Genomic DNA, 23,476 nt, shown 5'->3' with positions numbered 1-23,476 from the left:
CTTGATTTATTGCGATTTATGTGTGTGGCTTCGTATGTTTTGTGTAGGAAAGCGGGGTTTGATTGTCAAGATTTGTACGTTTTGAGCAGTTGAGGTATTTGTCTTGCATTTTTTTTTGCATCTTGGCGCTACCTTCTTGTAACTAAAGATTTGAAATACAAGTTCTTGTATGTTTGGATTCGTCCGGTTAGCTACATGGGTTCGCTCGAAATCACGCACCTCCTAGTTGGAATTCCTTTGTTCATTGCGCTTGCCGCAGTGAGTTTGACGCTGCTGTGGAGCCAGCGGCGGGGACACCTGTACCTGCTGTGGCAGGCTGCGGCAATGGGGTTGCTTGGCTGGGGCGGCTCCATGGACGCAATGCCCGGGTTGCCATGGGGGCCAGGTGCGGTGGGCGTTTGGGCGTTCTGGTGCTCTGCCTGGGCTGTGGCACAGGCTATGTCCATGCGCTTTGGTCAATCCGCGAAAGCCCATGTGGCGATACTGCTCTCCGTGCTCATGTTGCTCGCATCTTGGCTTAGCGCAGAGGCTCATTGGAGTGCGCAAACACGTTTCGTTCTTGGTGCATTGGCCATTGGTTTTGTGCTGACTTACGTGCTGCCCGAGGTGTGGCGCGCTGCAGGTCGACACCGTGCAGACCAGCTGTTACGCGGTGTTTATAGTTTTTCTGCCGCTTTTGTTTTGCTCATGCCATGGGTTTTGACGCAATCCATGCTGGTGCTGAGCATGCAGTTGATGGGTGTGCTGGTCAGCTGCATGATGATGATATGCGTATTGCGTGATGGAGCTTCCAAACCTCGCACCGCGCAATACCGAGATGCATCTACTTTGCTGCTCAACCGTGCGGGCCTGGATGCTGCTTTTTCCAGTGTGCAGGAAAAGCGAGAGTCCACGGTTTTCATCTTGTGTGAACTCAAGCACATTGCGCGGCTGCAAAGAAGTATTAATGGCACGCACAAGTCTGTAGCCCAGGAATTTGCGATGGTGCTGAAAGGTTCGGTGCGTGACGGTGATCTTGTAGCACGTGTTGCTGCTGAAGAATTTGTGATGGTTTTACGGGGAATGGATATAGCGCAAGCGCAAGCCTTGCTGGTGCGTATTCAAGCAGCCTTGCTGGGGTCCTCTGCGTTGGCCTCTTGCAGTGCAAGCTTTGGTGTGGCTCAGGTGTATGAAACAGACACGCTGGATATGGTGCTGCACCGTGCAGATGTGGCCCTGTATCAGACAAAAGAAGAAAGCACACACATTGGAGAGCTGTCAGGAGCGTGCTAAGACTCGCTAACACAACGCTTGATACGTCCTTGCTTCGCCTTGTCGAACGCTCGTACAGCCTGCAGTTTCTCGCCCCGTCTCAAATCGGAAATCTTCGCTTTGCTGGGTTATGTCAGCGACTCTAAATGGCGCATATGGCCTCGCGCATAGTCGGCAGTGCTTGCAGCAAGCGTCTTCACATTGCTTACCGCCGCTCACAATGCACAGCTTGAGCTGCCTCTAAACTTTCGCTGTATGTGAAAGGAACAACGATGAAAAATATATTGGCGTTGATTGCGGCGACGACTTTGCTGACAGCTTGTGTGCTGCCGCCTCATGGGCATGGCCACCATCATGGTGATCGCGGACATAGTGCCTATGGACACAAGGGGCCGGGGGCCAGTGGTCATGGACACAAGGGACATCACGGCCGCCATGGTGGTCCAGGTCGCCAAGGACATCGCCGCTGAATGCATGCTGCGCCTGCCACCCTCTGTCTGGTAACAGACAGAGGGCTTTTTTCTGTATGAAGGGCACAGACGTTGTTCTGTGATGCGCAAACTGCAGATCTAAAGCCAAAAAATGCAGGCACAAGCACAGTGCGGTGAGGCTAGCTTGTATGTTGTTTGTATCTGGCGGCCATTGCTGAGTACCACCTTGTGGTGGCATCCAAGCGCACTGGGCTGGCTTTCTCATTTTTTGAGCAATAAAACAAGAAAATTATTCAGTTGTACTGACAAGCATCTGGGATTCTTGGTACACACGCATGCTGCATATGCGTAAGCACCTACTATTGCCAGCCATGAAAACCATAAAACCAGTGAGAGAGTTCACGCTGCGCGGGGTATTGCTGGGTGCATTGATCACCTTGGCGTTCACGGCAGCTAACGTCTATTTGGGGCTGAAAGTCGGCCTGACCTTTGCTTCAGCCATCCCTGCTGCCGTCATTTCCATGGCGCTGCTGTATCGTTTCAAAGACTCCAACATCCTGGAAAACAACTTGGTGCAGACACAAGCTTCGGCAGCGGGCACGCTGTCATCCGTGATCTTTGTGCTGCCCGGACTGCTCATGTTGGGCCTGTGGACGGGGTTTCCTTTCTGGCAGACCGCACTGATCTGTGCTGCAGGTGGAACGCTCGGTGTGCTCTACACCGTGCCATTGCGTCGTGTGATGGTTGTGCAGTCGCCCCATCTACCTTACCCCGAAGGTGTGGCCGCGGCGGAGGTGTTGCGTGTCGGTGAGGCGCAGCGCCATCGTGTTGAAGGGGCTGCTCCAAGCAATGGTTTGCGCGAGTTGGGTTGGGGCGCAGGATTGGCTGCATTGTTTGGTCTGTTCAGCAGTGGATTCCGCGTGCTGGGTGATGCAGTCAATGTCTGGGTGCCTGCGGGATCAGTGGTGTTTCGCTTTGCGGCAGGTTTTTCGCCCGCTTTGCTTGCAGCGGGCTATCTGATGGGCGCTGCCGCTGGGGCCGCCGTGTTGTTGGGGCTGGTGCTGTGCTGGGTGATTGCAGTGCCATGGTTGATGGCCGTCTCCACACCCGCGGATGGCATGGCGCTCACAGATATGGCTAACCAGCTGTGGGCCAGCAAGGCTCGCTTTCTGGGGGCTGGTGTGATTGGTATTTCGGCGCTGTGGACGGTGTGCACCTTGCTCAAGCCGATTATTCAAGCCATCCGCAAGCAGCCAGCTCATGCCTCGACCATCTCTGCCGAGGTTGACGAAACCGATCGTGATATGCCACGCAGCTGGATGCTGCTGATCGGCGCGGCGGCGCTGGCCGTGCTGTTTGGCGTGGTCGACTACTTCATCGGTCAGCACATGCCAGAGTTGTCAGCGGCTGCGCGTTATGGGTTGAGTGCGTTGTGTGTGCTGTTTGCTGCCGTGTTCGGCTTTCTGGTAGCAGCGGCTTGCGGTTATATGGCTGGATTGGTGGGGTCATCGGCCAGCCCCATTTCGGGCATCGGCATCATTGCCACGATTTTGATGGGCCTGTCATTGCTGGCATTGCATGCGATGGTGCCTTCATTTGCGGATAGCGTTTCCGGCCAGCTTGGTGTTGCGCTGGTGTTGTTCATGGTTTCTGCCGTGCTGGCCATGGCGGCGATCTCGAATGACAACCTGCAAGACCTGAAAACCGGCTACCTTGTGGGGGCCACACCGTGGCGCCAGCAGTTGGTGCTGATCATTGGTTGCCTGGTGGGGGCAGCCGTCATTCCTCCTGTGCTGGAGCTGCTCTACAACGCTTATGGCTTTGCAGGTGCTCTGCCGCGTGAAGGCATGGACCCTGCACAGGCTCTGGCTGCCCCTCAGGCCACCTTGATGACCCAGATCGCCAACGGCATCTTTACCGGCAATCTTGACTGGACCATGCTGGGCCTGGGTGTGGCGTTGGGTGTGGTGGCGATCATTGCAGATGTGTTTCTGCGCAAATTCGGGAAAGGTGCTTTGCCGCCTCTGGCTGTAGGTTTGGGCATTTACTTGCCTCCCACGATTGGCATGACGCTCACTTTGGGGGCGGTACTGGGCTGGCTGATCCAGCGCGCCATCCGCAGCTATGGTGAACGTAATGGCAAAGACTGGGTAGTTGCTGCAGAAGAGCGTGGTTTGCTGCTGGCCTCCGGGCTCATCGTTGGCGAAAGCCTGATGGGCTTGCTGATTGCCGCCGTCATTGGTTTCAGTGGCAGCGATGCGCCGCTGGCTCTGGTTGGAAGTGGTTTTGCTCCTGCCATGTGGCTGGGGCTGGTGTGCTTTGCAGCCCTGTTTGCATTCTTCTACCGTCGCGTACTGCGAAAATAAGTACCTGCTTTGGCAGGTAGGATGCCTGCTAGCCTATTTGAGGAGCATCTTGCAGCGTTAGCTGCAAGATGCTCCTTTTTCATGGACGGTTTGTTACTGCCTTTTCCGGGCTGCTGGGTTGCGCATGTACTTCAAAGTACAACAAGTCAAACCATTGGCGATGCAGTTGCAAACTGCAGCGTGAATGACCGAACTGGTGAAAACCATTTTTCAGCAACACGCGGATCGATGCCGGATTTTCCGGGCGCGCAGTGGCCTCCAGGCGTTGCAAGCCGTGAATCTGAAAAGCCTTTTGCATGATCTGGCGCACAGCTTCAGAAGCCAGCCCCTGGCCACTATGGGTAGGAGCAATACGGTATCCAAGGGTTGCACTATAGAAATGGTCGCGGCGCACCTGAGTCAGGTTGATACGGCCCACCAACTCTCCGCCCATCCAGATCAAATAATGAAAAGCGTGGCCAGCAGCTTGCTCAAGCAGAGCGGTTTGCAGCGCTTGGTCAAAGCCTTCTGGTGTATAGAAACTACCAGGTCGCGCATTGATCCAATTTTCAAAGTAGGCGCGATGCTGGTTTTCAAAAGTCCACAGTTGGGTTGCGTCCCGTTCGCGTAGCAGCGTGAGTTCCATGGCAGCTTTCAATCTGGATGATGTACGTGATTGTGGCGCTGGCAGTTTCGATTGAACAGGCTCGTCAAGTGACCAGTGTGTAGGCGAGCAACGCTAAGGAAAAGAAAGAAGGCCGAAGCGCCGCAAGCGGTCATCGGCCGTGGTGCCTGGATGACCCGAGCATTGCTGCGTCGGGCGACCATGAGCGGTTTACGAGGACTTGCCTTGCTCGCTGATGCGGCGCAGATGGCGTTCCATGCGAATGGTCATCACCACGAACACCACCATCACCAAGAAGCTCATGATCAGGCTCCACAATGTCAACTCCAGAGAGTTGAAGAATCTGTCCCAGAGGCTTTCGGAGTCATCTTGCTCGCTCACGGCACGCGAGAAGCTGATGGAGTAGTTGGTCAGCACCATGTCTACCAGGCGAGAAATGGTTTGGTCATGCAACTTCGGAGCCAGTTTGGCATCACTGAGCACCAACTCAATGGCTTTGGGAGCGCCCAACACAAATGTTTCATAGGCCTTGGCGTCATATTCAGACTGCACTTGTGAGGCGCGCTCGTGCAGCACCTTGGCAACGTCCACCGGCTCGGTCCAATATGCTTCATCGCTGCTGCAGCAGGCGGCAGCTTCTGCAGCGGCCACAGCGGCTTCTGCAGCGGCCACAGCGGCTTCAGTGCCGGCCTCAACGGCAGCTTCTTCACTGTCGCTTATGCCCAGCAGGCGCTCCAGGCGTTCTTCCTCAGCCTTTGCCTTGGCTTCTTGCTCTTTGACATACGCCTCAATCTGTTCCTTGCTGGGAATGCTGTCGCCTACCAGCAGGGGATTCAGGTCGGCCAGTCCTTTGGACTCATTATTTTTCTCAATTTCAGCGTGGTGCTCAGGCTTGAGTGCCACAAAGCTGCGCACCAGGGCGTCGGCTTGCTTGAAGGCGGGACGCAATTGAGGGTTGGTGAGGCTGTCTTGCAGTGCCATATCAGGCGTGCTCATGCCCATGTCCCGGCCCGTCTCTTCAACCACGTACTTCATGTCAGGCTTCAGGTCTGCCCAGGAGACAGAGCTGGAAGTTCCATCCTCCTTTTTACCAATGGTCTTGTCCCAGAGGTAGGAGCCCATTGCCACCAGTACCAATACTGAAAAAGCCAGCAATACGATGCGAACCAGTTGAACAAAGACGTCTTCGATTTTGCGTAACAACGGCATGTGTCTCCTTGCGTGAACCGTTTAACAGGCCCGAATCTTGGACTAAGGTCCGGGCAACGCGCAGGATTCTAGGAAGCCAATGTGACTGTCGTACTTATTTACATCTGCAGATGATTTGATACGTTTGCCATGCAAGAGGTGTACAGACTGCTGTTGGCAGGAAGTGCACGCAAACGCATCCATTCAACGGCAACGCCGCTTAGAAAATGTTTTCAGTGCGAGGGCATTTGCAGCAACCAGCTCGCGGTGTGTAGGCCAATCACCGGATCTGCTGGGCCACAAACTGCACCACTGGCTGCACATAGCTTTCCTGGGCCTGTACCAGTTGCAACTCGCGTTGCCCTGAAGTGTGGGTGCGCTGCAGCAGTTCGAACATGCTGGCGGTGGCGCGCTCCAGCGCCAGCCGGGCAGAGCCGCCGGCACCGAAGTGCTGACTGTAGTGGGCGGTAAACAGCGCCGCTGTCACGTCGCCCGAGCCATTCGCCTTGAAGGGCAGATGAGGTGTGGCTACCAGCCATGCGCCAGTGGCGTCGGCAGCCAGCATTTCAATGGTGCCTGGTGTCGCATCCGGGCGGTGCACGCTGGTCACCAGCACGGCACGTGGGCCCATGTGCATCACGGCATCCACTGCTGCCAGTGTTTCGTGCAGGGTGTTGACCGTCATACCTGCCAGATAGCCCAGCTCGAACTGGTTGGGGGTCACCAGGTCGGCCGCAGGCACCACACGCTCGCGCAGCAGCACCGGAATGGCCGGATTCACGAAACAACCAGACTTGGCGTTGCCCATGACTGGATCGCAGGTGTAAGTGGCCTGAGGGTTCAGCGCTTTCACACGGGCCACGGTGGACAGGATGGCATCGGCAATGTCTGCCCCACCCTGGTATCCGCTGAGCACTACATCCACCTGTGCCAGTGCGCCGCGCTGCTCCATGGCATCAATGATGGCAGCCACCTCACCGGCAGGAATGGGCGATCCGCCCCACTGGCCGTATCCCGTGTGGTTGGAGTAATTGACGGTGTACACAGGCCAGACCTCATGTCCCAGTCGTTGCAGCGGGAACACCGCCGCAGAGTTACCGACGTGGCCGTAAGAGACGTGGGACTGGATGGAGAGAATGTTCATAGCTGCAGGCCATTGCGTGATGGCGATCAAACGCGAAGTCAGCGATGGTAGCGCTGTGCCACAGGCTGCGCATTGCTGTGCGCAAAAGCGAACACGCTTGCTGTGACAAAAAAGGGGCGCCTCACCACATGTATTTGCAGTCACCATTGCTGCAATGCGGCGCCAGCATCTGGCGTGGTGCTTGTATGAAGTTTTCTCGCGTCAACACTCGCGCATGTGGCAAGCGACGAGGTTGCGCAAGAGCCGCATGGAAGCGCGTGCAAAAAACTGATTTTTTTGCAGTCAACTCGATGCGGGGTGCAACTGCGGGAAAAACTGCGCATAACCCGCCACAAACTTTTTATGCTTGGCTGCGCCCAGATCCAGCTCTTGCAGCAGCTCGTACTTCTCGATCAACTGCTTGAACTCGAAAAACGGGTCTCGTGCATCGTGTGTTGCGGCGTACATGGCTACCGCCTCAAATGCATCCTGATTGATGATGGCTTTGAGGATGTTCGCGTAGAACATGCGGTCACTGTGCGAGTCTTCCGGGTATTTCTGGTCGATGAACTTCAGCATCTCGAACAAGATGGAGATGAAGTGATCAATCTCGCTGTGGTCGGCCATCAGCACGCCGCGTGCGGCAACCAGAGAGTCCTCGCTGCGCGCCTGAGCCATCAGACGTTGCAAGATGCTGCCCGCAGGCAGATCGCCTTCGGCAGACAATGGCTCGTTGATGGTCTCGAATGTGCTGTTGTGCAGCTTGAGCAGGGAGAAAAACGTGTTCTCGAAAGCGTCCAGCCGCTGCGAACGAATCTGCTCGGTAAACAGGCGCACGTTGGCCTCGGCGGCCAGAGTGGACTTTTTCAATTCATCCATGGTGGCATTCAGTTCACGCCGCTGCAGGCGCAAGGTGAACAGCAAGGCCAGAAACGAGAAAAAGCTCAGGATCGGGTTGAGCACACCGCCCAAAAAGTCACCTGAAAGACCCAGCGCTTCGGCACGGCTCATGCCTTCGCCGTTGTTGGCAGCGCTCAGCCAGGTGCTGTAGTTGGCTTCAAAGTTCAAATAGGCCTTGCCGTAGAACCAGACGGTACACACCAGCAAAAAGACGGCGATCAGCTCCAGCAGATGAATCTCTTCCCACGCTTTTTTGAACATATTCGGGGATTTCTATGCTTGTGGTGGACAGTGTAGATGTTCGGGGAGGTGGGTGGTTAGAGGCTTACTTTAACTAGGTACATGGATCTTTGCTTTGATGTGCTTAAGGTTGGCCACGATGGTGAAAGTCATGATCACAAGCATGGACCATGAACTCCACTTGCCCACGTGCACGGCCGACCAGGCACCGAGCTGGTTGGGGTAGCTCCAGACCCCGGCGAAAGTGGAGATGTTCTCGGCCAGCCAGATAAAGAAGCCGATAAGCACAAAGGCCAGCAGCAGCGGCATCTGGCGATCACGGTCCAGAGGACGGAAGACTACGCTAGTGCGTGCGTAAAGGCCGAGGGCGCAGGCAGCCAGGTACCAGCGGTAATCACCGATGAAATGGTGAGCGAAAAAGTTGGCGTAGATCAGCATTGCAATCAGCGCCGCCATCCAGTGTGGTGGATGGTGACGGATGCGCAGGTCAAACAAACGCCAGGCCTGAATGATGTAGCTGCCCACTGCCGCGTACATGAAGCCTGAAAACAGCGGGACGCCCCACAGCTGCAAAGCCCACCAGGTGGAACAGGGAGATGGCCTTGAGTTCATCCCAGGTCTCCAGCTTGGCTGCCACCATGGCGATCTGGATGGTCAGGGCCGCCAGCAGCAGTACGTCGTAGCGCGGTAGTCCCAGCACACCAGTGCGCGGTACGACAAAAACGGCCAGGAAGAACAGGCCCACGAACAGGCAGCTGCGCGCCTCCTTGATGCCGAACCACAGAAACTCTAGCCCTGCCCGTTGTAGACCGCGCGGTTGCCAGTGACAGGGTGGGTACATGAGGAAATGGTCCAGCGCGTTGAAAGATGCCAGTGTGCTGGCGCTGACAGGTGGGCGGTCGGCAGAGGCGGCGGACATGCGAGAGGGAGGCTGTGGATGGCGTTGGGATGAGGAAGTATGCCTTGCGCCTTGTGGCAGGGCTGGTGCGGTGAAGGGATGCAATTAGGTTTGTTGCCTGCTGGAGTGGGGGACTGGTAGCTTGGGCTTTTGATTTATTGGCACTGTCCGGAAATTATTGGCAAGGGACGGTAGTCGACCGGTGGCAATCCGATTTCTTTTGCTTTTTCACAAGAAACCGTGCAAAGAAAAGACGCCGCTTGCGACGGGCTGTCAGGTTGAACTCCCTTGGTTTCTGTGTCGCTGCGGTCAAACAGGTAGCTGAAAGTGCGAAGGAAAGCAGACGGCGTGCGTGCCATGGCCCGTGCACGTGTTGGGGCGCGAAGGCACACTACACAGGATGGCGGATGTGGAGTGTTCGCCGGGTAATTGAAGGTTTCTAATGAAATGGGCTGGTAGCGCTTGCGCAGCAAATGCTAGGCGCTCTCTTTTAGAAAACTTTTGGCATGCCGGAGGCTTGCGCTCAGGGTGCTGCCGCCGCGGCAGGTACATGCAGATCGCGGCCGAGGATGCCGTCTATCAGAGAGGGCAGGCTGAAGCTTGACGACAGCACGTCGCTGACCTTGTGCGGTTGTGTCTGGCCGGCATCCAGCTGCGCGGGCGTGCCCAGGTCGAAGACAAAGCTGTAGTGCGGCTCCTGACCCATGCGTAGGTCCGTCAGCAGCACGCGGCCGTCGCGAAGTTCCATGCGGATGGGGCCCTGGGTGAAGCGCTGCATGGCCTGTACCGCAGGTATATTGCCCCAGCGCTGCAGGTGCTCGCTACCGCGTTCTGTGGCGGTCAGGGAGAGGTACCGGCTCTGGTTCAACAGGCTGTAAAAGCCCTCGTAGCTGTGCGTGGGCGTGATCGCCAGCACCCGCCACAGCACGGTGTTGAATGGCGTGGCATAAACGAACAACTGGTCGTCTGGCACGTGCTGTACTCCCTGTGCGGCAAGTGCCAGCCGGGCCACGTTGCGCACCTGGTGCTGTGCGCCCACGCTCCACAGCAAATACATGCAACTGAAGGTCAACGCCAACGCATTTGGTGCCTGCCACGCATGCCCCTTGCGCGCACGCAGTCCTGACCACACCAGCCCCACGATCAGCGGCAGTGTGTACAGCGGATCAATGATGAACATGCTGCCCACCGCATAAGCATCGTCGGTGAACGGCTGCATGAACTGCGTGCCATAGCTGGTCATGGCATCAATGCCCACATGCGTGATCAAGGTCAGCAACCATGCCAGCGTCCACCACCGTGTATGGCTGGACTCTCCGGATGGGGCTTTGCGTTGCAGCCACCAGTTTGTCAGCCAGCCGAACAGCGGTGAGAGCAGTGCCAGAAACAGCAGCGAATGCGACTCCGCCCGGTGGCGCACCATGTTGAGCAAATCGTCGCCATGGTCGATCACCACATCAAGATCTGGCAACGTGCCTGCCGCGGCACCAATCAGTGCAGCTTTGGCAAAGGAAGTACGCCTGCCCATGACAGCGACCGTCACGCAGGCACCCAGCACAGCTTGTGTCAGAGAATCCATGCGCAGGAGTGTGCAGCATGGGCACGCTGCAAGGTTTTTCTGATGCATTGTGGAGACAAAGTTGTGCACCTCAGCACTGCTGCCGCATTTGCAAAGGACCTGCACACAGCCTTTGGCACGAAAGGCTCTTCTCCTCCTTGACGCCAAACATCATGCGTCGCCCGCTGGAACAAACAGCAAAGGGGCTCAAGATTGCCTCGAGCCCCTCGGATGACAGCCTGCTGCCGAAGCTTTAAACCTTGGTGGTTTTATCTTTCCAGATCAGGTACAGCATCCATATCCAAGCGCCCACATATGCCGTCAAATCGCGGTTGCGGATGGGGCGGTACTCGGCATAGAACAAGCCTGTGGAGCCAATGAACAGCACTGCGGTCAGTGCCACGCACACCATCACAGCAAACTTCTTGTTGCCGCCAGTGGTTTTTTGCTCCGGGGGCGATGCACCCTGTGCTTGGTAGGCATAACGGTGATCCCACAACCACAGCGGTTGCAGCTTGGGCTTGACGGCAGCGTAAATCCAGCCGGAATACGCCAGCAGCAAAAAGCCATTCATCACCAACTCATGCGGCCCCGTAAACAACTGGCGCGGCGTGGCCACAATGAAGGTATTGAGCCAGAACACATTGACCGTGGTGGGCATCTCCAAAATCAAACCCAGCAGTGGAAAGCGGTTGGTCAAAATCATGACGCCCGCCACAATTTCTAGGTATTTAACGAACTGGTAAATATAAATATCCGCATTCGCCTGCACCCACTGGCCGCCTACCCCAGGAATCTCTGGCACAAAACCCGTCAATGCATAACGCACTCCAGAATACAGTAAATAAATACCGTAATAAACACGCACCCAATGAACTATGTACAACCATTTCGTTTGCATCACTGCAGCATCCTCAGAATGTTTTTCGTATCATAGGTAGGCGGCACACAGTTTGTTTCTTAGCGTTTTTACGAGTTTCAAAGCTTTTTTTCAATCGAAAAATGAAAAGCTGTTATTTGATATGTAGAATATAAAAAATCAATTCTTCGGTATGTGGTTTTATAATTTTCGTATAAGTTCTGTATTGTTATGAGTTTTTTTGTTTGAATTTTTACTGCACTTGGTCGCTACATTGAGTTGGTCTGAATTTGATAATTAAAAATGGAAGAGAGGCAGAGACTCTGCTGTCTGGTTTTTTGAAATAAGGAATTGGGCTTTTGGGGGGGATGGCAGGTTGGCTATTTGTCCAATTTTTTCTGACGCTTCGCAGCAGTCGTTAGAAAGTTAATAGAAATATTTTTCTAGTCCAGCATAAGGGCTGATACCAACAAAATTTTCCTTCTTAAGCAGAAGGCAAAAAGTATGCTGACTTATGCGCGATTGCGAGAGCTGCTCACACAACATCAACCGTGATTCCATGTAATGGCGCACTTATGATCAATCACACATGACAGCAAGATCCTGCCGATACGGCAAGCTGGTGAAGGCAGCGCTTGGCGGCGCTGGCCCCCTTGGCCTCCGGTGGCTCTGCAGCTTCTTCATTGTGACCCGAGGCCTTTTGGACATAGCAGTTAAACAGGGCAATGCGCTTGGAGTCGCCTGGTGTGAATTTCGTTAAAGAAGTAGCCGGCAAAAAATTTGATGAAGAGGTTGCGCTCTCTTTCGGATTCGATGGGGGGAGCATTCGCGAAGAGTGCAGAAATTTTCATAGCAAATCTCAGTGCACAGAGGCGCAGACTGCAAACCAGCATCACGCGCAAAGGGTAAGAACAACAAAGCCGCAGGGAAATGCTGCCTGCGGCTTTGAGAATTATCTGGCGCTACAGGCACGTCTTGCGCGACGCGCCTGTAGCAGTGTCAGGCCAGCTTGGCCTTGAGCAACTCGTTCACCTGGCCAGGGTTTGCCTTGCCCTTGGAGGCTTTCATCACCTGTCCGACCAGTGCATTGAACGCCTTGTCCTTGCCAGCGCGGTATTGCTCCACATTGCCGGGGTTGGCGGCGATCACCTCGTCAATGATCTTCTCCAGCGCACCGGTGTCGTTCATCTGCTTGAGGCCCTTGGCTTCAATCACGGCGTCAACGTCGCTGCCTTCACCGCTCCACAGGACTTCGAACACTTGCTTGGCCGCGTTGTTGGAGATGGTTCCATCGGCAATGCGGCGGATCATGGCAGCCAATTGGTCGCTGCTCACCTTGACCGCATCCATACCAATTTCTTCGGTGTTCAGGCGGCGCGAAATTTCACCCATCACCCAGTTGGAGGCCAGCTTGGGCTGTTCGCAGCCCTTGGCGGTGCGCTCGAAGTAGGCGGCCATTTCTTGCGACTGCGTCAGTGTGGTGGCGTCGTACTCGGGCAGTGCGTATTGCTCGACAAAGCGGGCAGCCATGTGACGGGGCAGTTCGGGCATATCGGCCTTCACGGCCTGTACCCAGCTGTCGGCCACTACCAGCGGTGGCAGGTCGGGATCGGGGAAGTAGCGGTAATCGGCAGCATCTTCCTTGGTGCGCATGGCGCGGGTTTCACCCGTGTCGGGGTTGAACAGCACCGTGGCTTGCTGGATATCGTAGCCGTCTTCAATTTGCTCGATCTGCCAGCGAATTTCGTAGTCGATGGCAATCTGCATGTTGCGAAACGAGTTCAGGTTTTTGATCTCGCGGCGGGTGCCCAGGGGCGCGCCGGGTTTGCGCACCGACACGTTGGCATCGCAGCGAAACGAGCCTTCCTGCATATTGCCGTCGCAAATGCCGATCCAGGTGACGATCTTGTGCAGTTCCTTGGCGTAGGCCACGGCCTCTTCGGTACTGCGGATGTCGGGCTCGGTCACGATTTCCAGCAGCGGCGTGCCTGCGCGGTTCAGGTCAATGCCCGACTCGGTGGGGAATTGGTCGTGCACGGACTTGCCTGCATCTTCTTCCAGATGAGCACGCACCAGACGCACGGTGTGTTGTTTGTCACCCACGTAGAAGCTCACCTCACCGCCTTGCACCACGGGAATCTCGAATTGCGAGATTTGGTAGCCCTTGGGCAAGTCAGGGTAGAAGTAGTTCTTGCGCGCAAAAATGCTGCGCGGCGCAATGTGCGAGCCCAGCGCTAGGCCAAGCTTGATGGCGCATTCCACCGCTTTTTTGTTCATCACCGGCAGCGTGCCGGGCAGGGCCAGGTCCACGGCGCAAGCCTGGGTGTTGGGCTCGGCACCAAAAGCGGTGCTGGCACGGCTGAAGATTTTCGAGTTGGTCGCCAGTTGGGCGTGGGTTTCAAAGCCGATGACGACTTCGTAGCCCTGAATCAGTTTCGCAGTCATGTGCTGTGTGTGTCCTTGCTGCAATCAATACGTGGTGCCAGTGCAAAGGCTCCCGAGAGTGCTGCCGTGGCAGATCTGCGGCTTTGCGGCTGCATGCACTGGCAGGGGTGCTTTAGATGCCTGCGGGGCGTTGCAGGTGGAAGTCCGTGGCTTGCTGGAAGCGGTGCGCAGCGTTGAGCAACTTGCCTTCGGCAAAGTAGTTGCCAATCAGCTGCAGGCCCACGGGCATGCCACCATCACCAAAGCCTGCGGGCAGGCTCAAACCGGGCAACCCAGCCAGCGATGCGGGCAGGGTGAACACGTCGGCCAAGTAATTCGACACAGGGTCTGCCTTGCCTCCAATGGCCCAAGCCGTGGTGGGCGCTGCGGCACCGGCGATCACGTCGCATTCCTTGAACGCGGTCTGGAAGTCGTCGGCAATCATGCGGCGGATCTTTTGCGCTTGCAGGTAGTAGGCGTCGTAATAGCCTTCGGACAGCACATAGGCGCCAATCATGATGCGGCGCTTGACCTCGTCGCCAAAGCCTTCAGCGCGAGTCTTTTTGTACATGTCGTTGAGGTCGCTGTAGTTGGCCGCGCGGTGGCCGAACTTCACACCGTCAAAGCGTGACAGATTGGACGATGCTTCCGCAGGGGCCAGGATGTAGTACACCGGCACAGACAGCTCGGTGCGTGGCAGGCTGATGGGAACCAGCTTGGCCCCCAGCTTTTCGTACTCCTTCAAAGCGGCATCGATGGCAGAGCGTACATCGGCGCTCAGACCTTCACCAAAGAATTCGGCAGGAATGCCAATGCGCAGGCCTTCAATGCTGTCGTTGAGCTTCGTGGTGAAGTCCTCGGCCGGCATGTCCAGGCTGGTGGAATCGCGGTCCAGATCAGAGCCGCACATCTCGCTGAGCAGCAGTGCGCAGTCTTCGGCGCTGCGCCCCATGGGGCCGGCCTGGTCCAGCGAGGAGGCAAAAGCGATCATTCCGTAGCGGCTGGCACGGCCATAAGTGGGTTTGATACCAGTAATGCCGCAAAACGACGCGGGCTGACGGATGGAGCCACCGGTATCGGTGCCGGTCACTGCGGGTGCCAGGCGGGCAGCCACGGCTGCGGCAGAGCCGCCGGAAGAACCTCCAGGCACGCGCTCGGTGTTCCAGGGGTTGCGCACGGGCTGTGCGGCATCAAAGCCCACAGGTGCGATGGCAGAGTTTTCGTTCGCGCCGCCCATGGCGAATTCATCGCAATTGAGCTTGCCCAGGTTCACCACACCGGCGTTGGCCAGCTTGGTCACCACGGTGGCGTCAAAGGGCGACTGGTAGCCCTCGAGCATTTTGGACGCTGCGGTCGTGGGAAAGTCTTTGGTGACAAAGATGTCTTTGTGGGCAATCGGCACACCAGCCAGCTTGCCACCCTTGCCTTCGGCAATCAGGGCGTCTGCAGCCTTGGCCTGGGCCAGGGTCACGTCTTCGTTGATAGACACAAAGGCACCAAGGTTTTGGTGCTGTTTGGCGCGGGCTAGAAAGTGCTGGGCGGCTTCGACCGCAGAAATTTCTTTGTTCTTCAATCGGGCTGCCAGCTCGGCCACACCCAGGTTATGCAGTTCAGTATTGCTCATGTCGTGTGATTTGCCTTGCACTTATTCGATGACCTTGGGGACGAGGAACAGGCCTTCGCTTTGGGCGGGCGCATTTTGCATATTGGCTTCGCGCTGGTTGGCTTCCCAAGCCTCGTCCTCACGCAGGCGTAGAACCACGTCCTGGATGGCGGCAACGGGGTGTGCCAGGGGCTGGATGCCCGAAGTGTCCACAGCCTGCATCTTCTCGACAATGCCGAAAAAGCCGTTAAGTTGAGAGAGCATGCGCTCACTTTCTGCGGTTGAGAGTTCGAGCCGCGCCAAGTTGGCGATGCGGTCAATGTCGTTCGAGGTGAGTGCCATATGTTTTCTTCGGTGGGAAACCGGATGTAAAGCTGTCCGGCGGTGTGTACCGCCATGAGTTATTCACAGGGGATACGGTATTATCTGGTCTTTGCGCGATTACCATCTTTGACCATCTCTGAATGGTTGGGATTGTGCAGAAAAGCCTAAACTTGACTCCCCCCTGATTCCTGTTGATCTATACCTTGGCGATAGCAAGTCGAAGCGCGTGCTGTGCCTGAGAGGAAAATTGAATGTTCGGTGCTTTCCGTCGGTACTTTTCCACCGATTTGGCCATTGACCTTGGCACAGCCAATACCCTGATCTTTGCTCGTGACAAAGGTATTGTTTTGGATGAGCCTTCGGTGGTGGCTATTCGCCACGAAGGCGGCCCCCACGGCAAGAAGGTGATTCAAGCCGTTGGCCGTGAAGCCAAGGCCATGCTCGGCAAGGTGCCCGGGAATATAGAAGCCATCCGCCCGATGAAGGATGGCGTGATTGCGGACTTTGTGATCACCGAGCAGATGATCAAGCAGTTCATCAAGATGGTGCACCCGCGCAACCTGATGACGCCCAGCCCCCGCATCATCATCTGCGTGCCTTGCGGTTCGACCCAGGTCGAGCGCCGCGCCATCAAGGATGCTGCGGAAGCCGCTGGAGCCACCTCGGTATACCTGATTGAAGAACCCATGGCCGCCGGTATCGGCGCTGGATTGCCTGTGTCGGAAGCCTCTGGTTCCATGGTGGTTGATATCGGCGGCGGCACCACTGAGGTGGGTGTGATCTCGCTGGGCGGCATGGTCTACAAAGGCTCTGTGCGCGTAGGTGGTGACAAGTTCGACGAAGCCATCATCAGCTACATCCGCCGCAACTACGGCATGCTGATCGGTGAGCCCACGGCGGAATTGATCAAAAAGGAAATTGGTTCGGCTTTCCCAGGCTCTGAAGTCAAGGAACTGGAAGTCAAGGGCCGCAATCTGTCCGAAGGCGTGCCGCGCAGCTTCACCATCTCTTCCAACGAAGTGCTGGAAGCGCTGACCGAGCCCTTGAACCAGATCGTCTCCGCTGTGAAGAATGCGCTGGAGCAGACACCTCCCGAACTGGGCGCAGACATTGCCGAGCGCGGCATGATGCTGACCGGTGGCGGTGCGCTGCTGCGAGACCTGGATCGTTTGCTGGCCGAAGAAACCGGCCTGCCTGTGCTGGTGGCCGAAGAGCCACTGACCTGCGTGGTGCGAGGTTGTGGCATGGCGCTGGACAGCCTGGATCGTCAAGGCAGCATCTTTACCAGCGACTAATGCAGGCACACAGCTTGCCGACCTGTACCCTTGGCGTAGGCGGCAAGCTTTTGGATTGAATGGTTTCCCATGGTCTCTGAGAAAGCTCGGCTGTCCAGCGAGTCGTACGGTTCAACCGGCGATGGCGCTGGGTATACGCGCAGGTGCACACCATGAGCTTGAGAACGCTGGAGCGCGATGCTCCATCTTCATTCAAACATAGCGTTTCAGCTGGTACGCGCGTGCTGGTGCTGAGTGTGCTGGCAGTGGTGCTGATGCTGGCAGATGCCCGCTTCAGGTTGACCGAGCCATTGCGGCAAGCGGTTTCAGTGGTGCTTTACCCTTTGCAGTGGACGGTGATGCAGCCTGTTGAATGGTTGTCCAGCGGCAAAGGCTATTTCCAGGATCTGAGAGCTGCACAAAACGAAGCTGCCGAGGCGCGTCGTCAGATGACGGCCATGGTGCTCAAGGCACAAGATGCCGAACGCCTGGATAAGGAAAACCAGCAGTTGCGTGCCTTGCTGCAACTGCGTGATCGTTTGACCGTGAGCACGGTGGCTGCTGAGGTGATGTACGAAACGCCAGACAGCTACACGCGTCGCGTGGTACTGGACAAGGGCAAGGTTGCAGGCGTGGAGGCAGGAAGCCCTGTCATGGACGAGCTGGGTGTTCTGGGCCAGGTCACACGTGTGCAACCGTTTTCGAGTGAAGTGACACTGTTGTCGGACCGCGATCAGGCCATCCCAGTCATGGTGGCGCGCACAGGCGTTCGCAGCGTGGCCTACGGGGATGCATCCAACCTGCGCACTGATGGTATGGAACTGCGCTTTATGTCCAATGACGCAGATGTTCAGGAAGGTGACGAATTGGTCACCAGCGGTGTCGATGGCGTGTACATGGCCGGTCTGCCGGTAGCTCGTGTGGTGCAGGTGGAACGCCGCGCCCAGTCGCCCTTCATGCGCATTTACTGTGAGCCGATTGCCCGTTTGGATGGCGCTCGTCACGTCATGGTGCTGACACCACTCAATACCATCAAAGCCGAGCACGCACCAGATGCGCAGCCTATTGTGCCGACCGAGGCTCAGGCTCAGCAGCAGCGCGAAGACAAATCGGCCCAGCGCCGCTCCTCGGGCGTTGACAACTTGCCTGGACCGGGAGGCCAACGATGATCATGCCGCGTGGTCAGCAATTGCTGATGCCGGTGAGTCCGGCTTTTATTGCATTCAGTGTGGCAGTGGCTTTTGTGCTGAGCCTGTTGCCTTTGGGCGGCTTTGTCTGGATGCCTGATGTGCTGATGCTGGTGCTGATTTTCTGGGCCATGCACCACCCCAATCGCATGCCCATGAGTGTGGCCTTTTTGCTGGGCCTGGGTGTGGATGTGCAGCAAACAGCCTTGCTGGGTCAGCATGCGCTTACTTATGTGCTTGTTGTTTTTGTGGCACAGCACTTGAGCCGTCGCATGATGTGGTTTTCGCCACTGATCCAGGCAGTTCAATGGCTGCCTGTGTTTGCCATGGCCCATTTGCTGCAGATGCTGATTCGCATGCTGGCTGGAGGGATGTTTCCTGGGATTTCGATTGCTCTTGCTCCTGTGCTGGAGATGCTGCTGTGGCCCATTTTGGGGGCAATTTTGCTGGCCCCGCAACGCCGTGCACCCGATGCGGACAGCAACCGTCCCTTGTAAGGCTGGTGTGATGCAGCGCAGGCAGTCAACGCCCACCCTCAGGAGCCGGCATGAGTGGCTTTGAGGTCAGAAACAGCGAAACGGAGCTGATGAAGTTCCGCCTGCGCATCTGGGTGGTGGCGCTGGTGGTGCTGCTCATGTTTGGCGTGCTGGTCTACCGCCTGTTTGTGCTGCAGGTGGTGCGGCACGATGCGTTCGCTGAACGTGCCGAGAGCAACCGTACCGCAGTAGTGCCCGTGGTGCCCAATCGGGGGCAGATTCTGGATCGAAACGGTATTGTGCTGGCCACCAATTACTCGGCCTATACATTAGAGGTCACCCGCTCCAAGATCAAAGATCTGGAGGCCACCATCGATGAGCTTTCCACCCTGGTGGAGATCACGCCGCGTGACCGCCGCAAATTCAAACGTTTGATGGAGGATTCCAAACGTTTCGAGTCGATTCCTCTGCGCAGCCGTCTGACCGATGAAGAAGTGGCGCGATTTACGGCCCAGCGCTGGCGCTTTCCCGGGGTGGACATCAAGGCGCGTTTCTTTCGCAACTACCCTTTGGAAGATGTGGCAGGCCATGTGGTGGGCTACATCGGGCGTATCAATCAGAGGGAGCAAGAGGCTCTGGAAGACAGCGACGACTACGCCAACTACCGCGGCACGGAGGTGATCGGCAAGCTGGGCATCGAACAAAGCTATGAAAAGCAGTTGCACGGGCTCACGGGCTGGGAGCAGTTGGAGACTACAGCAGGGGGGTTTGCCGTGCGGCGCCTGAACAGTCGCCCGGCCACTCCTGGTGATACGGTGGTGCTGACGCTGGATGTTGGCCTGCAAAAACTGGTAGAGGAGCTCTACGGTGAGCGCCGTGGTGCCTTGGTTGCCATGGATCCACAAAACGGGGAGGTGCTGGCCATGGTGAGCAAACCTGGTTATGACCTGAACCTTTTTGTGGATGGGATTGATCAGGAAAGTTGGGACTTACTTAATAACTCGCTGGACCGGCCACTTCTCAATCGTGCGCTGCGCGGTACCTACCCTCCTGGATCAACTTACAAGCCCTTTATGGCGATCGCGGGCCTTGAGTCGGGCAAGCGCAAGATCGAGACAACCATCCAGGACAACGGTAGCTGGACTTTTGCAGGGCATACCTTTCGCTCAGGCCACCCCAACGGCCCGACCAATCTGCGCCGCTCCATCATCAAGTCCTCCAATGTGTATTACTACATGCTGGCCAACGACATGGGCGTGGACATGATCCACGAGCATCTGTTGCCTATGGGATTCGGACGCCAGACGGGGATCGACTTGCTGGGCGAGGGCAAGGGTGTGTTGCCCAGCACGGAGTGGAAGCGAAATACCTACAAACGGCCCGAACAGAAGAAGTGGTATGCGGGTGAGACCATCTCGTTGGGAATCGGCCAGGGCTATAACCACTTCACCATGTTGCAGCTGGCATACGCCACGTCCATGCTGGCCAATCACGGTATCCAGCACACGCCGCACCTGGGCAAGGGGACTGTCAATGCAGTGACGCGAGAGTTCACCTCGCTGTACCGTGAGCCCGGCAAGAACATGGGCTACAAGCCTGCACATGTGGAAGCGGTGCGCAGTGCAGTGGCTGCGGTGACCGTGGAAGGCACTTCGCGCGGTGTGTTTGCGGGGGCACCTTATACCTCGGCAGGCAAAACGGGTACGGCACAGGCCGTGACGGTGGGACAGAAGGAAAAGTACAACGCCGCCAAGCTGGCTGAACACCAACGCGACCACTCGCTCTATATTGCTTATGCTCCGGCAGAAAACCCCAAGATTGCTTTGGCGCTGATTGTGGAGAACGCGGGTTTTGGTGCGGCAGCGGCTGCGCCCATTGCGCGGCGTGTATTCGATTACTGGTTGCTGGATCGCTATCCCAGTGAGGAAGACATGGCGGCCATGCGCAAAGGCAAGGCCACACGCCCCATTGGCACACCTCGCCGTGGCTACGAAATGATGGCGCAGTATGAGCGTATGGAGCTACCCGGTGTGGGTGCACCGCGTGTGATTCAGGATTTCAGCGGTGGGGATATGGCCGAGCAGCGCGCGCAGGAATCCACATCTGCGCAAGAAGAGCCTGAAGCTGAAGCCGAGGATTGAGCCTCCAGGACACAGTTCAGACGCGGGCTGTATGGTCGGGTGCTGTTGGCTTGCTTTTTTTCAGCCACGGTGCTGGTTGCCATTGGCTGAAGATCAAGGCTGCCACAATCAAGGCCGCGCCTGCGATGGCCACCAGACCCATGCGCTCATCGATCAGCCACCATGCGGTGAGTGAAGCAAACACGGGCTCCAGACCAAACACAATGGCGCTGCGCATGGCATCCACGCGTTGCTGCCCCCAGGCTTGAAAAACAACCACCATGGCGCTGGCAATCAAGCCCAGATAAAACAAGGCAACCCATGCATTGGTCGACAGTGATGAGGCCTGGGTATGGAGCTGGTGCATGCCCTGGGGTTGCACCAGCAGAATCAGCGTGGTGCACAGCCACATGGAACCAGCCAGGGCAGCGGCCATTCGGCCTGCGCGCAACGGTGTCCGCACGTTGCGCAGCGCGGCTGCTTCCATGCTCAAAATGAAGCAGGCATAGACCAGGGCGCTGCATAGCGTGAGCGTGTCGCCCCAGTTCCATGGAGCATCTTCAAAAAACATCAGGCACATGCCGCCCACGGCCATGGCGCAGGCGCCCCAGACCTGCCAGCCAATTGCTCGACGCATCAGCAGCCAGGCGATCAGCGGGACGATCAAGACATTCAATCCGGTGACAAAGGCATTGCGGTTGCTGCTGGTGTAGTGCAGACCTTCGATTTGCAGCCAGAAAGCCACAAAGTTCAGCACACCCAGACCCAGGCCCCAGCGCCACTCGGCGCTGCGCATGCCCCGCCACAGAGGCAGCAGCAGCACTGCGGCCATGCCAAAACGCAACCAGATGATTTGCAGTGCGGTCAGATCCGCAGTGAGTTGCTTCATGGCGGGGAAGGTTGTGCCCCAGACCATGGTCACGGTCAGCAGAGCCAGCAGGCCCAGACGTTCGGTACGCATGAGAAATCGGAGAAGACGCAAAAAAAGCTGCCAGCACGGCGCTAGCAGCTCTTGAAAATAGAGGGCTGCCGCTGGGAATGCGGCAGGGTCGCAGTGCTTAGTGTGCCACGCGGCCAATAAATGCGGCGATGCGTTCGTTGGCAGGATGTGCAAAGAACTCAGCGGGAGGTGCTTCGTGGGCAATGCAGCCCTGGTCAAAGAACATCACGCGATCAGCCACTTCGCGAGCAAAGCCCATTTCATGGGTGACTACAATCATGGTCATGCCGCTTTTGGCCAGTTCGCGCATGACTTCCAGCACCTCCTGCACCATTTCGGGGTCAAGTGCGGAGGTCGGCTCGTCAAACAGCATCACCTGTGGCTCCATGGCCAGCGCACGGGCGATTGCTACACGCTGCTGCTGTCCGCCGGACAGTTGCCAAGGATACTTGTGTGCATGTGCCTGCATGCCTACGCGTTCCAGCAGTTGCATGGCTTTGGCATTGGCAGCGGCACGCGCCATCTTGTGGATGCGACGAGGTGCCAGGGTGATGTTGTCCAGCACCGTCATATGACCAAACAGGTTGAACTGCTGGAACACCATGCCGACTTCGCAGCGCTGCTTTTGCAGCGTGGCCTCATGATCGGTGACAGGCACGCCACCGATGGTGATGCGGCCTCCGTCATGGGGCTCCAGGCGGTTCAAGGCACGAAGCAGGGTCGATTTCCCGGAGCCCGAAGCGCCAATGATGACGGTCACTTCGCCCTTGCTGAACGCAGTGGACACACCCTTGAGCACCTGGTGGTTGCCAAAGGATTTGGTGACGTGTTCGCAGACGATGTACGGTGTGCGGTCTTTGGTGGCACTGATCATTTCTGGCGACCCTCCACATCAAAGCGGTACTCGACGGCTGCCGTCACCTGGGTCACCAGCGTGGTCAGCACCAGATAGGTCACACCCACGGTGATCAGGGTTTCGACGGGCTGAAATGTGGAAGACTGGATGCGGTTGCCCACATTGGTCAGTTCCACCACGCCAATGGCATACGCCAGCGATGAGTCTTTGAGCAAAGCCACAAAGTTGCTCACCAGCGGTGGTAGCGAAATCTTGAACGCCTGGGGGAAGACCACATCCGAAAACACGCGGGTTTTGGGGAGACCCAGTGCGCGTGCGGCTTCGGCCTGGCCACGCGGCACGGCATTCAGGCCAGCGCGTACTGCTTCAGCGTTGTAGGCCCCGACGTTGAGCGACAAGGCCAGGCAGGCTGCGGCAAAATCGGGCAAATTCAACCCGGGCACCAGTACGGGCAGCGCAAAGTACATGAACAGAATTTGTACCAGCAGCGGCGTGCCTCGGATGATCCAGATGTAGGTGCTGGCGATGGTGCGCAGCACAGCATTGCCCGAGGTGCGTGCCAGCGCTGCGATCACTCCAAGCAGCAGGCCTGCAGCGCCACTGATAAGAGTGAGATACAGGGTGGTGCGGGCACCCTCGGCAAATTCGGCTGCGTGGTCGCCAATAGGCTCGGGCATGAGGGCGAGCAATTCACCCAGCAAAGACACGACCACCACCATCAGCACCAGTGCGGTGACCAGGGTGGCATTGCTGCGCTGTGGACGGCTCCAATGGGAGGGCCAGAGGGCGGTAAGCATAAGAAAAATGAGGTTGGTGAAACAAAAAACGCCCTGACAAGTGGGTCAGGGCGCTGG

General features: G+C 57.0%; 19 protein-coding genes and 1 pseudogene. 7 read left to right on the top strand and 13 right to left on the bottom strand.

Going from position 1 to position 23,476, the window contains the following annotated elements:
• Positions 1 to 195: 195 nt before the first annotated feature.
• From QEP11_RS07895 to QEP11_RS07885, 3 genes are all read left to right on the top strand, one after another.
• Positions 196 to 1,272, top strand: a complete 1,077-nt coding sequence (locus QEP11_RS07895) for a GGDEF domain-containing protein (protein ID WP_284336091.1) — start codon at positions 196 to 198, stop codon at positions 1,270 to 1,272.
• Positions 1,273 to 1,587: 315 nt separating this feature from the next.
• A complete protein-coding gene (locus tag QEP11_RS07890) occupies positions 1,588 to 1,755 on the top strand; it encodes a hypothetical protein (protein WP_284336090.1) in 168 nt (55 codons plus the stop codon).
• Positions 1,756 to 2,053: 298 nt separating this feature from the next.
• Positions 2,054 to 4,048: an OPT family oligopeptide transporter gene (locus QEP11_RS07885; RefSeq protein ID WP_284336089.1), complete on the top strand. Its 1,995-nt coding sequence runs from the start codon at positions 2,054 to 2,056 to the stop codon at positions 4,046 to 4,048.
• A gap of 79 nt (positions 4,049 to 4,127) precedes the next feature.
• On the opposite strand, the gene QEP11_RS07880 is transcribed toward QEP11_RS07885, so the two are convergent.
• The 10 genes and pseudogenes from QEP11_RS07880 to gatC form a co-directional block, all read right to left on the bottom strand.
• The gene (locus QEP11_RS07880) at positions 4,128 to 4,673 is read right to left on the bottom strand and encodes a GNAT family N-acetyltransferase (RefSeq protein ID WP_284336088.1); all 546 of its coding nucleotides are present in this window, start codon (positions 4,671 to 4,673) and stop codon (positions 4,128 to 4,130) included.
• 189 nt (positions 4,674 to 4,862) lie between these two features.
• Complete coding sequence (locus tag QEP11_RS07875) at positions 4,863 to 5,861, bottom strand: hypothetical protein (RefSeq protein ID WP_284336087.1); 999 nt, start codon at positions 5,859 to 5,861, stop codon at positions 4,863 to 4,865.
• 259 nt (positions 5,862 to 6,120) lie between these two features.
• Positions 6,121 to 6,984 carry a pyridoxal kinase PdxY gene (pdxY, locus tag QEP11_RS07870; RefSeq protein WP_284336086.1) on the bottom strand — a complete coding sequence of 288 codons (864 nt, stop codon included), beginning with the start codon at positions 6,982 to 6,984 and terminating at the stop codon, positions 6,121 to 6,123.
• 282 nt (positions 6,985 to 7,266) lie between these two features.
• Positions 7,267 to 8,124: a putative phage abortive infection protein gene (locus tag QEP11_RS07865; RefSeq protein ID WP_284336085.1), complete on the bottom strand. Its 858-nt coding sequence runs from the start codon at positions 8,122 to 8,124 to the stop codon at positions 7,267 to 7,269.
• 69 nt (positions 8,125 to 8,193) lie between these two features.
• Positions 8,194 to 8,944, bottom strand: a pseudogene (locus QEP11_RS07860) (DUF817 domain-containing protein).
• A gap of 580 nt (positions 8,945 to 9,524) precedes the next feature.
• Positions 9,525 to 10,580: a metal-dependent hydrolase gene (locus tag QEP11_RS07855; RefSeq protein WP_284336084.1), complete on the bottom strand. Its 1,056-nt coding sequence runs from the start codon at positions 10,578 to 10,580 to the stop codon at positions 9,525 to 9,527.
• Between the two features lie 232 nt (positions 10,581 to 10,812).
• On the bottom strand, positions 10,813 to 11,460 hold the full coding sequence (locus QEP11_RS07850; RefSeq protein ID WP_284336083.1) for a hypothetical protein: 648 nt from the start codon (positions 11,458 to 11,460) through the stop codon (positions 10,813 to 10,815).
• 957 nt (positions 11,461 to 12,417) lie between these two features.
• Positions 12,418 to 13,863, bottom strand: a complete 1,446-nt coding sequence (gene gatB / locus QEP11_RS07845; protein ID WP_284336082.1) for an Asp-tRNA(Asn)/Glu-tRNA(Gln) amidotransferase subunit GatB — start codon at positions 13,861 to 13,863, stop codon at positions 12,418 to 12,420.
• Between the two features lie 112 nt (positions 13,864 to 13,975).
• The gene (gatA, locus tag QEP11_RS07840; protein WP_284336081.1) at positions 13,976 to 15,466 is read right to left on the bottom strand and encodes an Asp-tRNA(Asn)/Glu-tRNA(Gln) amidotransferase subunit GatA; all 1,491 of its coding nucleotides are present in this window, start codon (positions 15,464 to 15,466) and stop codon (positions 13,976 to 13,978) included.
• Between the two features lie 21 nt (positions 15,467 to 15,487).
• Positions 15,488 to 15,787: an Asp-tRNA(Asn)/Glu-tRNA(Gln) amidotransferase subunit GatC gene (gene gatC / locus QEP11_RS07835; RefSeq protein WP_284336080.1), complete on the bottom strand. Its 300-nt coding sequence runs from the start codon at positions 15,785 to 15,787 to the stop codon at positions 15,488 to 15,490.
• Between the two features lie 233 nt (positions 15,788 to 16,020).
• Between gatC and QEP11_RS07830 the strand changes: the two genes are divergently transcribed.
• The 4 genes from QEP11_RS07830 to mrdA all read left to right on the top strand — a co-directional run bounded on the left by QEP11_RS07830 (position 16,021) and on the right by mrdA (position 20,847).
• Positions 16,021 to 17,064, top strand: a complete 1,044-nt coding sequence (locus QEP11_RS07830; protein ID WP_284336079.1) for a rod shape-determining protein — start codon at positions 16,021 to 16,023, stop codon at positions 17,062 to 17,064.
• Positions 17,065 to 17,216: 152 nt separating this feature from the next.
• On the top strand, positions 17,217 to 18,212 hold the full coding sequence (gene mreC / locus QEP11_RS07825; protein ID WP_284336078.1) for a rod shape-determining protein MreC: 996 nt from the start codon (positions 17,217 to 17,219) through the stop codon (positions 18,210 to 18,212).
• The gene (gene mreD / locus QEP11_RS07820; RefSeq protein WP_284336077.1) at positions 18,209 to 18,727 is read left to right on the top strand and encodes a rod shape-determining protein MreD; all 519 of its coding nucleotides are present in this window, start codon (positions 18,209 to 18,211) and stop codon (positions 18,725 to 18,727) included. The genes mreC and mreD overlap by 4 nt, the downstream gene beginning before the upstream one ends.
• A 50-nt stretch (positions 18,728 to 18,777) precedes the next feature.
• Entirely contained in the window at positions 18,778 to 20,847 is a 2,070-nt protein-coding gene (gene mrdA, locus QEP11_RS07815; protein ID WP_284336076.1) for a penicillin-binding protein 2, read from the top strand.
• Positions 20,848 to 20,863: 16 nt separating this feature from the next.
• On the opposite strand, the gene QEP11_RS07810 is transcribed toward mrdA, so the two are convergent.
• The 3 genes from QEP11_RS07810 to QEP11_RS07800 all read right to left on the bottom strand — a co-directional run bounded on the left by QEP11_RS07810 (position 20,864) and on the right by QEP11_RS07800 (position 23,419).
• Positions 20,864 to 21,787: a DMT family transporter gene (locus tag QEP11_RS07810; protein WP_284336075.1), complete on the bottom strand. Its 924-nt coding sequence runs from the start codon at positions 21,785 to 21,787 to the stop codon at positions 20,864 to 20,866.
• 97 nt (positions 21,788 to 21,884) lie between these two features.
• A complete protein-coding gene (locus QEP11_RS07805) occupies positions 21,885 to 22,640 on the bottom strand; it encodes an amino acid ABC transporter ATP-binding protein (protein ID WP_284336074.1) in 756 nt (251 codons plus the stop codon).
• Complete coding sequence (locus QEP11_RS07800) at positions 22,637 to 23,419, bottom strand: amino acid ABC transporter permease (protein ID WP_284336073.1); 783 nt, start codon at positions 23,417 to 23,419, stop codon at positions 22,637 to 22,639. Before QEP11_RS07800 ends, QEP11_RS07805 begins: the two co-directional genes overlap by 4 nt.
• Positions 23,420 to 23,476 lie beyond the last annotated feature (57 nt).

Source organism: Comamonas halotolerans, assembly GCF_030162935.1.
Lineage (GTDB): Bacteria > Pseudomonadota > Gammaproteobacteria > Burkholderiales > Burkholderiaceae_C > Comamonas > Comamonas halotolerans.
This window is presented reverse-complemented; position numbering and strand designations above follow the sequence as displayed.

Excerpts from the sequence above, each read along its gene's own strand:
- QEP11_RS07875 (WP_284336087.1), bottom strand. The coding sequence starts at position 5,861 with ATGCCGTTGTTACGCAAAATCGAAGACGTCTTTGTTCAACTGGTTCGC.
- mreD (WP_284336077.1), top strand. The coding sequence starts at position 18,209 with ATGATCATGCCGCGTGGTCAGCAATTGCTGATGCCGGTGAGTCCGGCT.
- QEP11_RS07855 (WP_284336084.1), bottom strand. The coding sequence starts at position 10,580 with ATGGATTCTCTGACACAAGCTGTGCTGGGTGCCTGCGTGACGGTCGCT.
- QEP11_RS07890 (WP_284336090.1), top strand. The coding sequence starts at position 1,588 with ATGGGCATGGCCACCATCATGGTGATCGCGGACATAGTGCCTATGGAC.
- QEP11_RS07865 (WP_284336085.1), bottom strand. The coding sequence starts at position 8,124 with ATGTTCAAAAAAGCGTGGGAAGAGATTCATCTGCTGGAGCTGATCGCC.
- QEP11_RS07885 (WP_284336089.1), top strand. The coding sequence starts at position 2,054 with ATGAAAACCATAAAACCAGTGAGAGAGTTCACGCTGCGCGGGGTATTG.
- QEP11_RS07895 (WP_284336091.1), top strand. The coding sequence starts at position 196 with ATGGGTTCGCTCGAAATCACGCACCTCCTAGTTGGAATTCCTTTGTTC.
- QEP11_RS07880 (WP_284336088.1), bottom strand. The coding sequence starts at position 4,673 with ATGGAACTCACGCTGCTACGCGAACGGGACGCAACCCAACTGTGGACT.
- QEP11_RS07850 (WP_284336083.1), bottom strand. The coding sequence starts at position 11,460 with ATGCAAACGAAATGGTTGTACATAGTTCATTGGGTGCGTGTTTATTAC.
- QEP11_RS07830 (WP_284336079.1), top strand. The coding sequence starts at position 16,021 with ATGTTCGGTGCTTTCCGTCGGTACTTTTCCACCGATTTGGCCATTGAC.
- mrdA (WP_284336076.1), top strand. The coding sequence starts at position 18,778 with ATGAGTGGCTTTGAGGTCAGAAACAGCGAAACGGAGCTGATGAAGTTC.
- QEP11_RS07800 (WP_284336073.1), bottom strand. The coding sequence starts at position 23,419 with ATGCTTACCGCCCTCTGGCCCTCCCATTGGAGCCGTCCACAGCGCAGC.
- gatA (WP_284336081.1), bottom strand. The coding sequence starts at position 15,466 with ATGAGCAATACTGAACTGCATAACCTGGGTGTGGCCGAGCTGGCAGCC.
- gatB (WP_284336082.1), bottom strand. The coding sequence starts at position 13,863 with ATGACTGCGAAACTGATTCAGGGCTACGAAGTCGTCATCGGCTTTGAA.
- mreC (WP_284336078.1), top strand. The coding sequence starts at position 17,217 with ATGAGCTTGAGAACGCTGGAGCGCGATGCTCCATCTTCATTCAAACAT.
- QEP11_RS07810 (WP_284336075.1), bottom strand. The coding sequence starts at position 21,787 with ATGCGTACCGAACGTCTGGGCCTGCTGGCTCTGCTGACCGTGACCATG.
- QEP11_RS07805 (WP_284336074.1), bottom strand. The coding sequence starts at position 22,640 with ATGATCAGTGCCACCAAAGACCGCACACCGTACATCGTCTGCGAACAC.
- gatC (WP_284336080.1), bottom strand. The coding sequence starts at position 15,787 with ATGGCACTCACCTCGAACGACATTGACCGCATCGCCAACTTGGCGCGG.
- pdxY (WP_284336086.1), bottom strand. The coding sequence starts at position 6,984 with ATGAACATTCTCTCCATCCAGTCCCACGTCTCTTACGGCCACGTCGGT.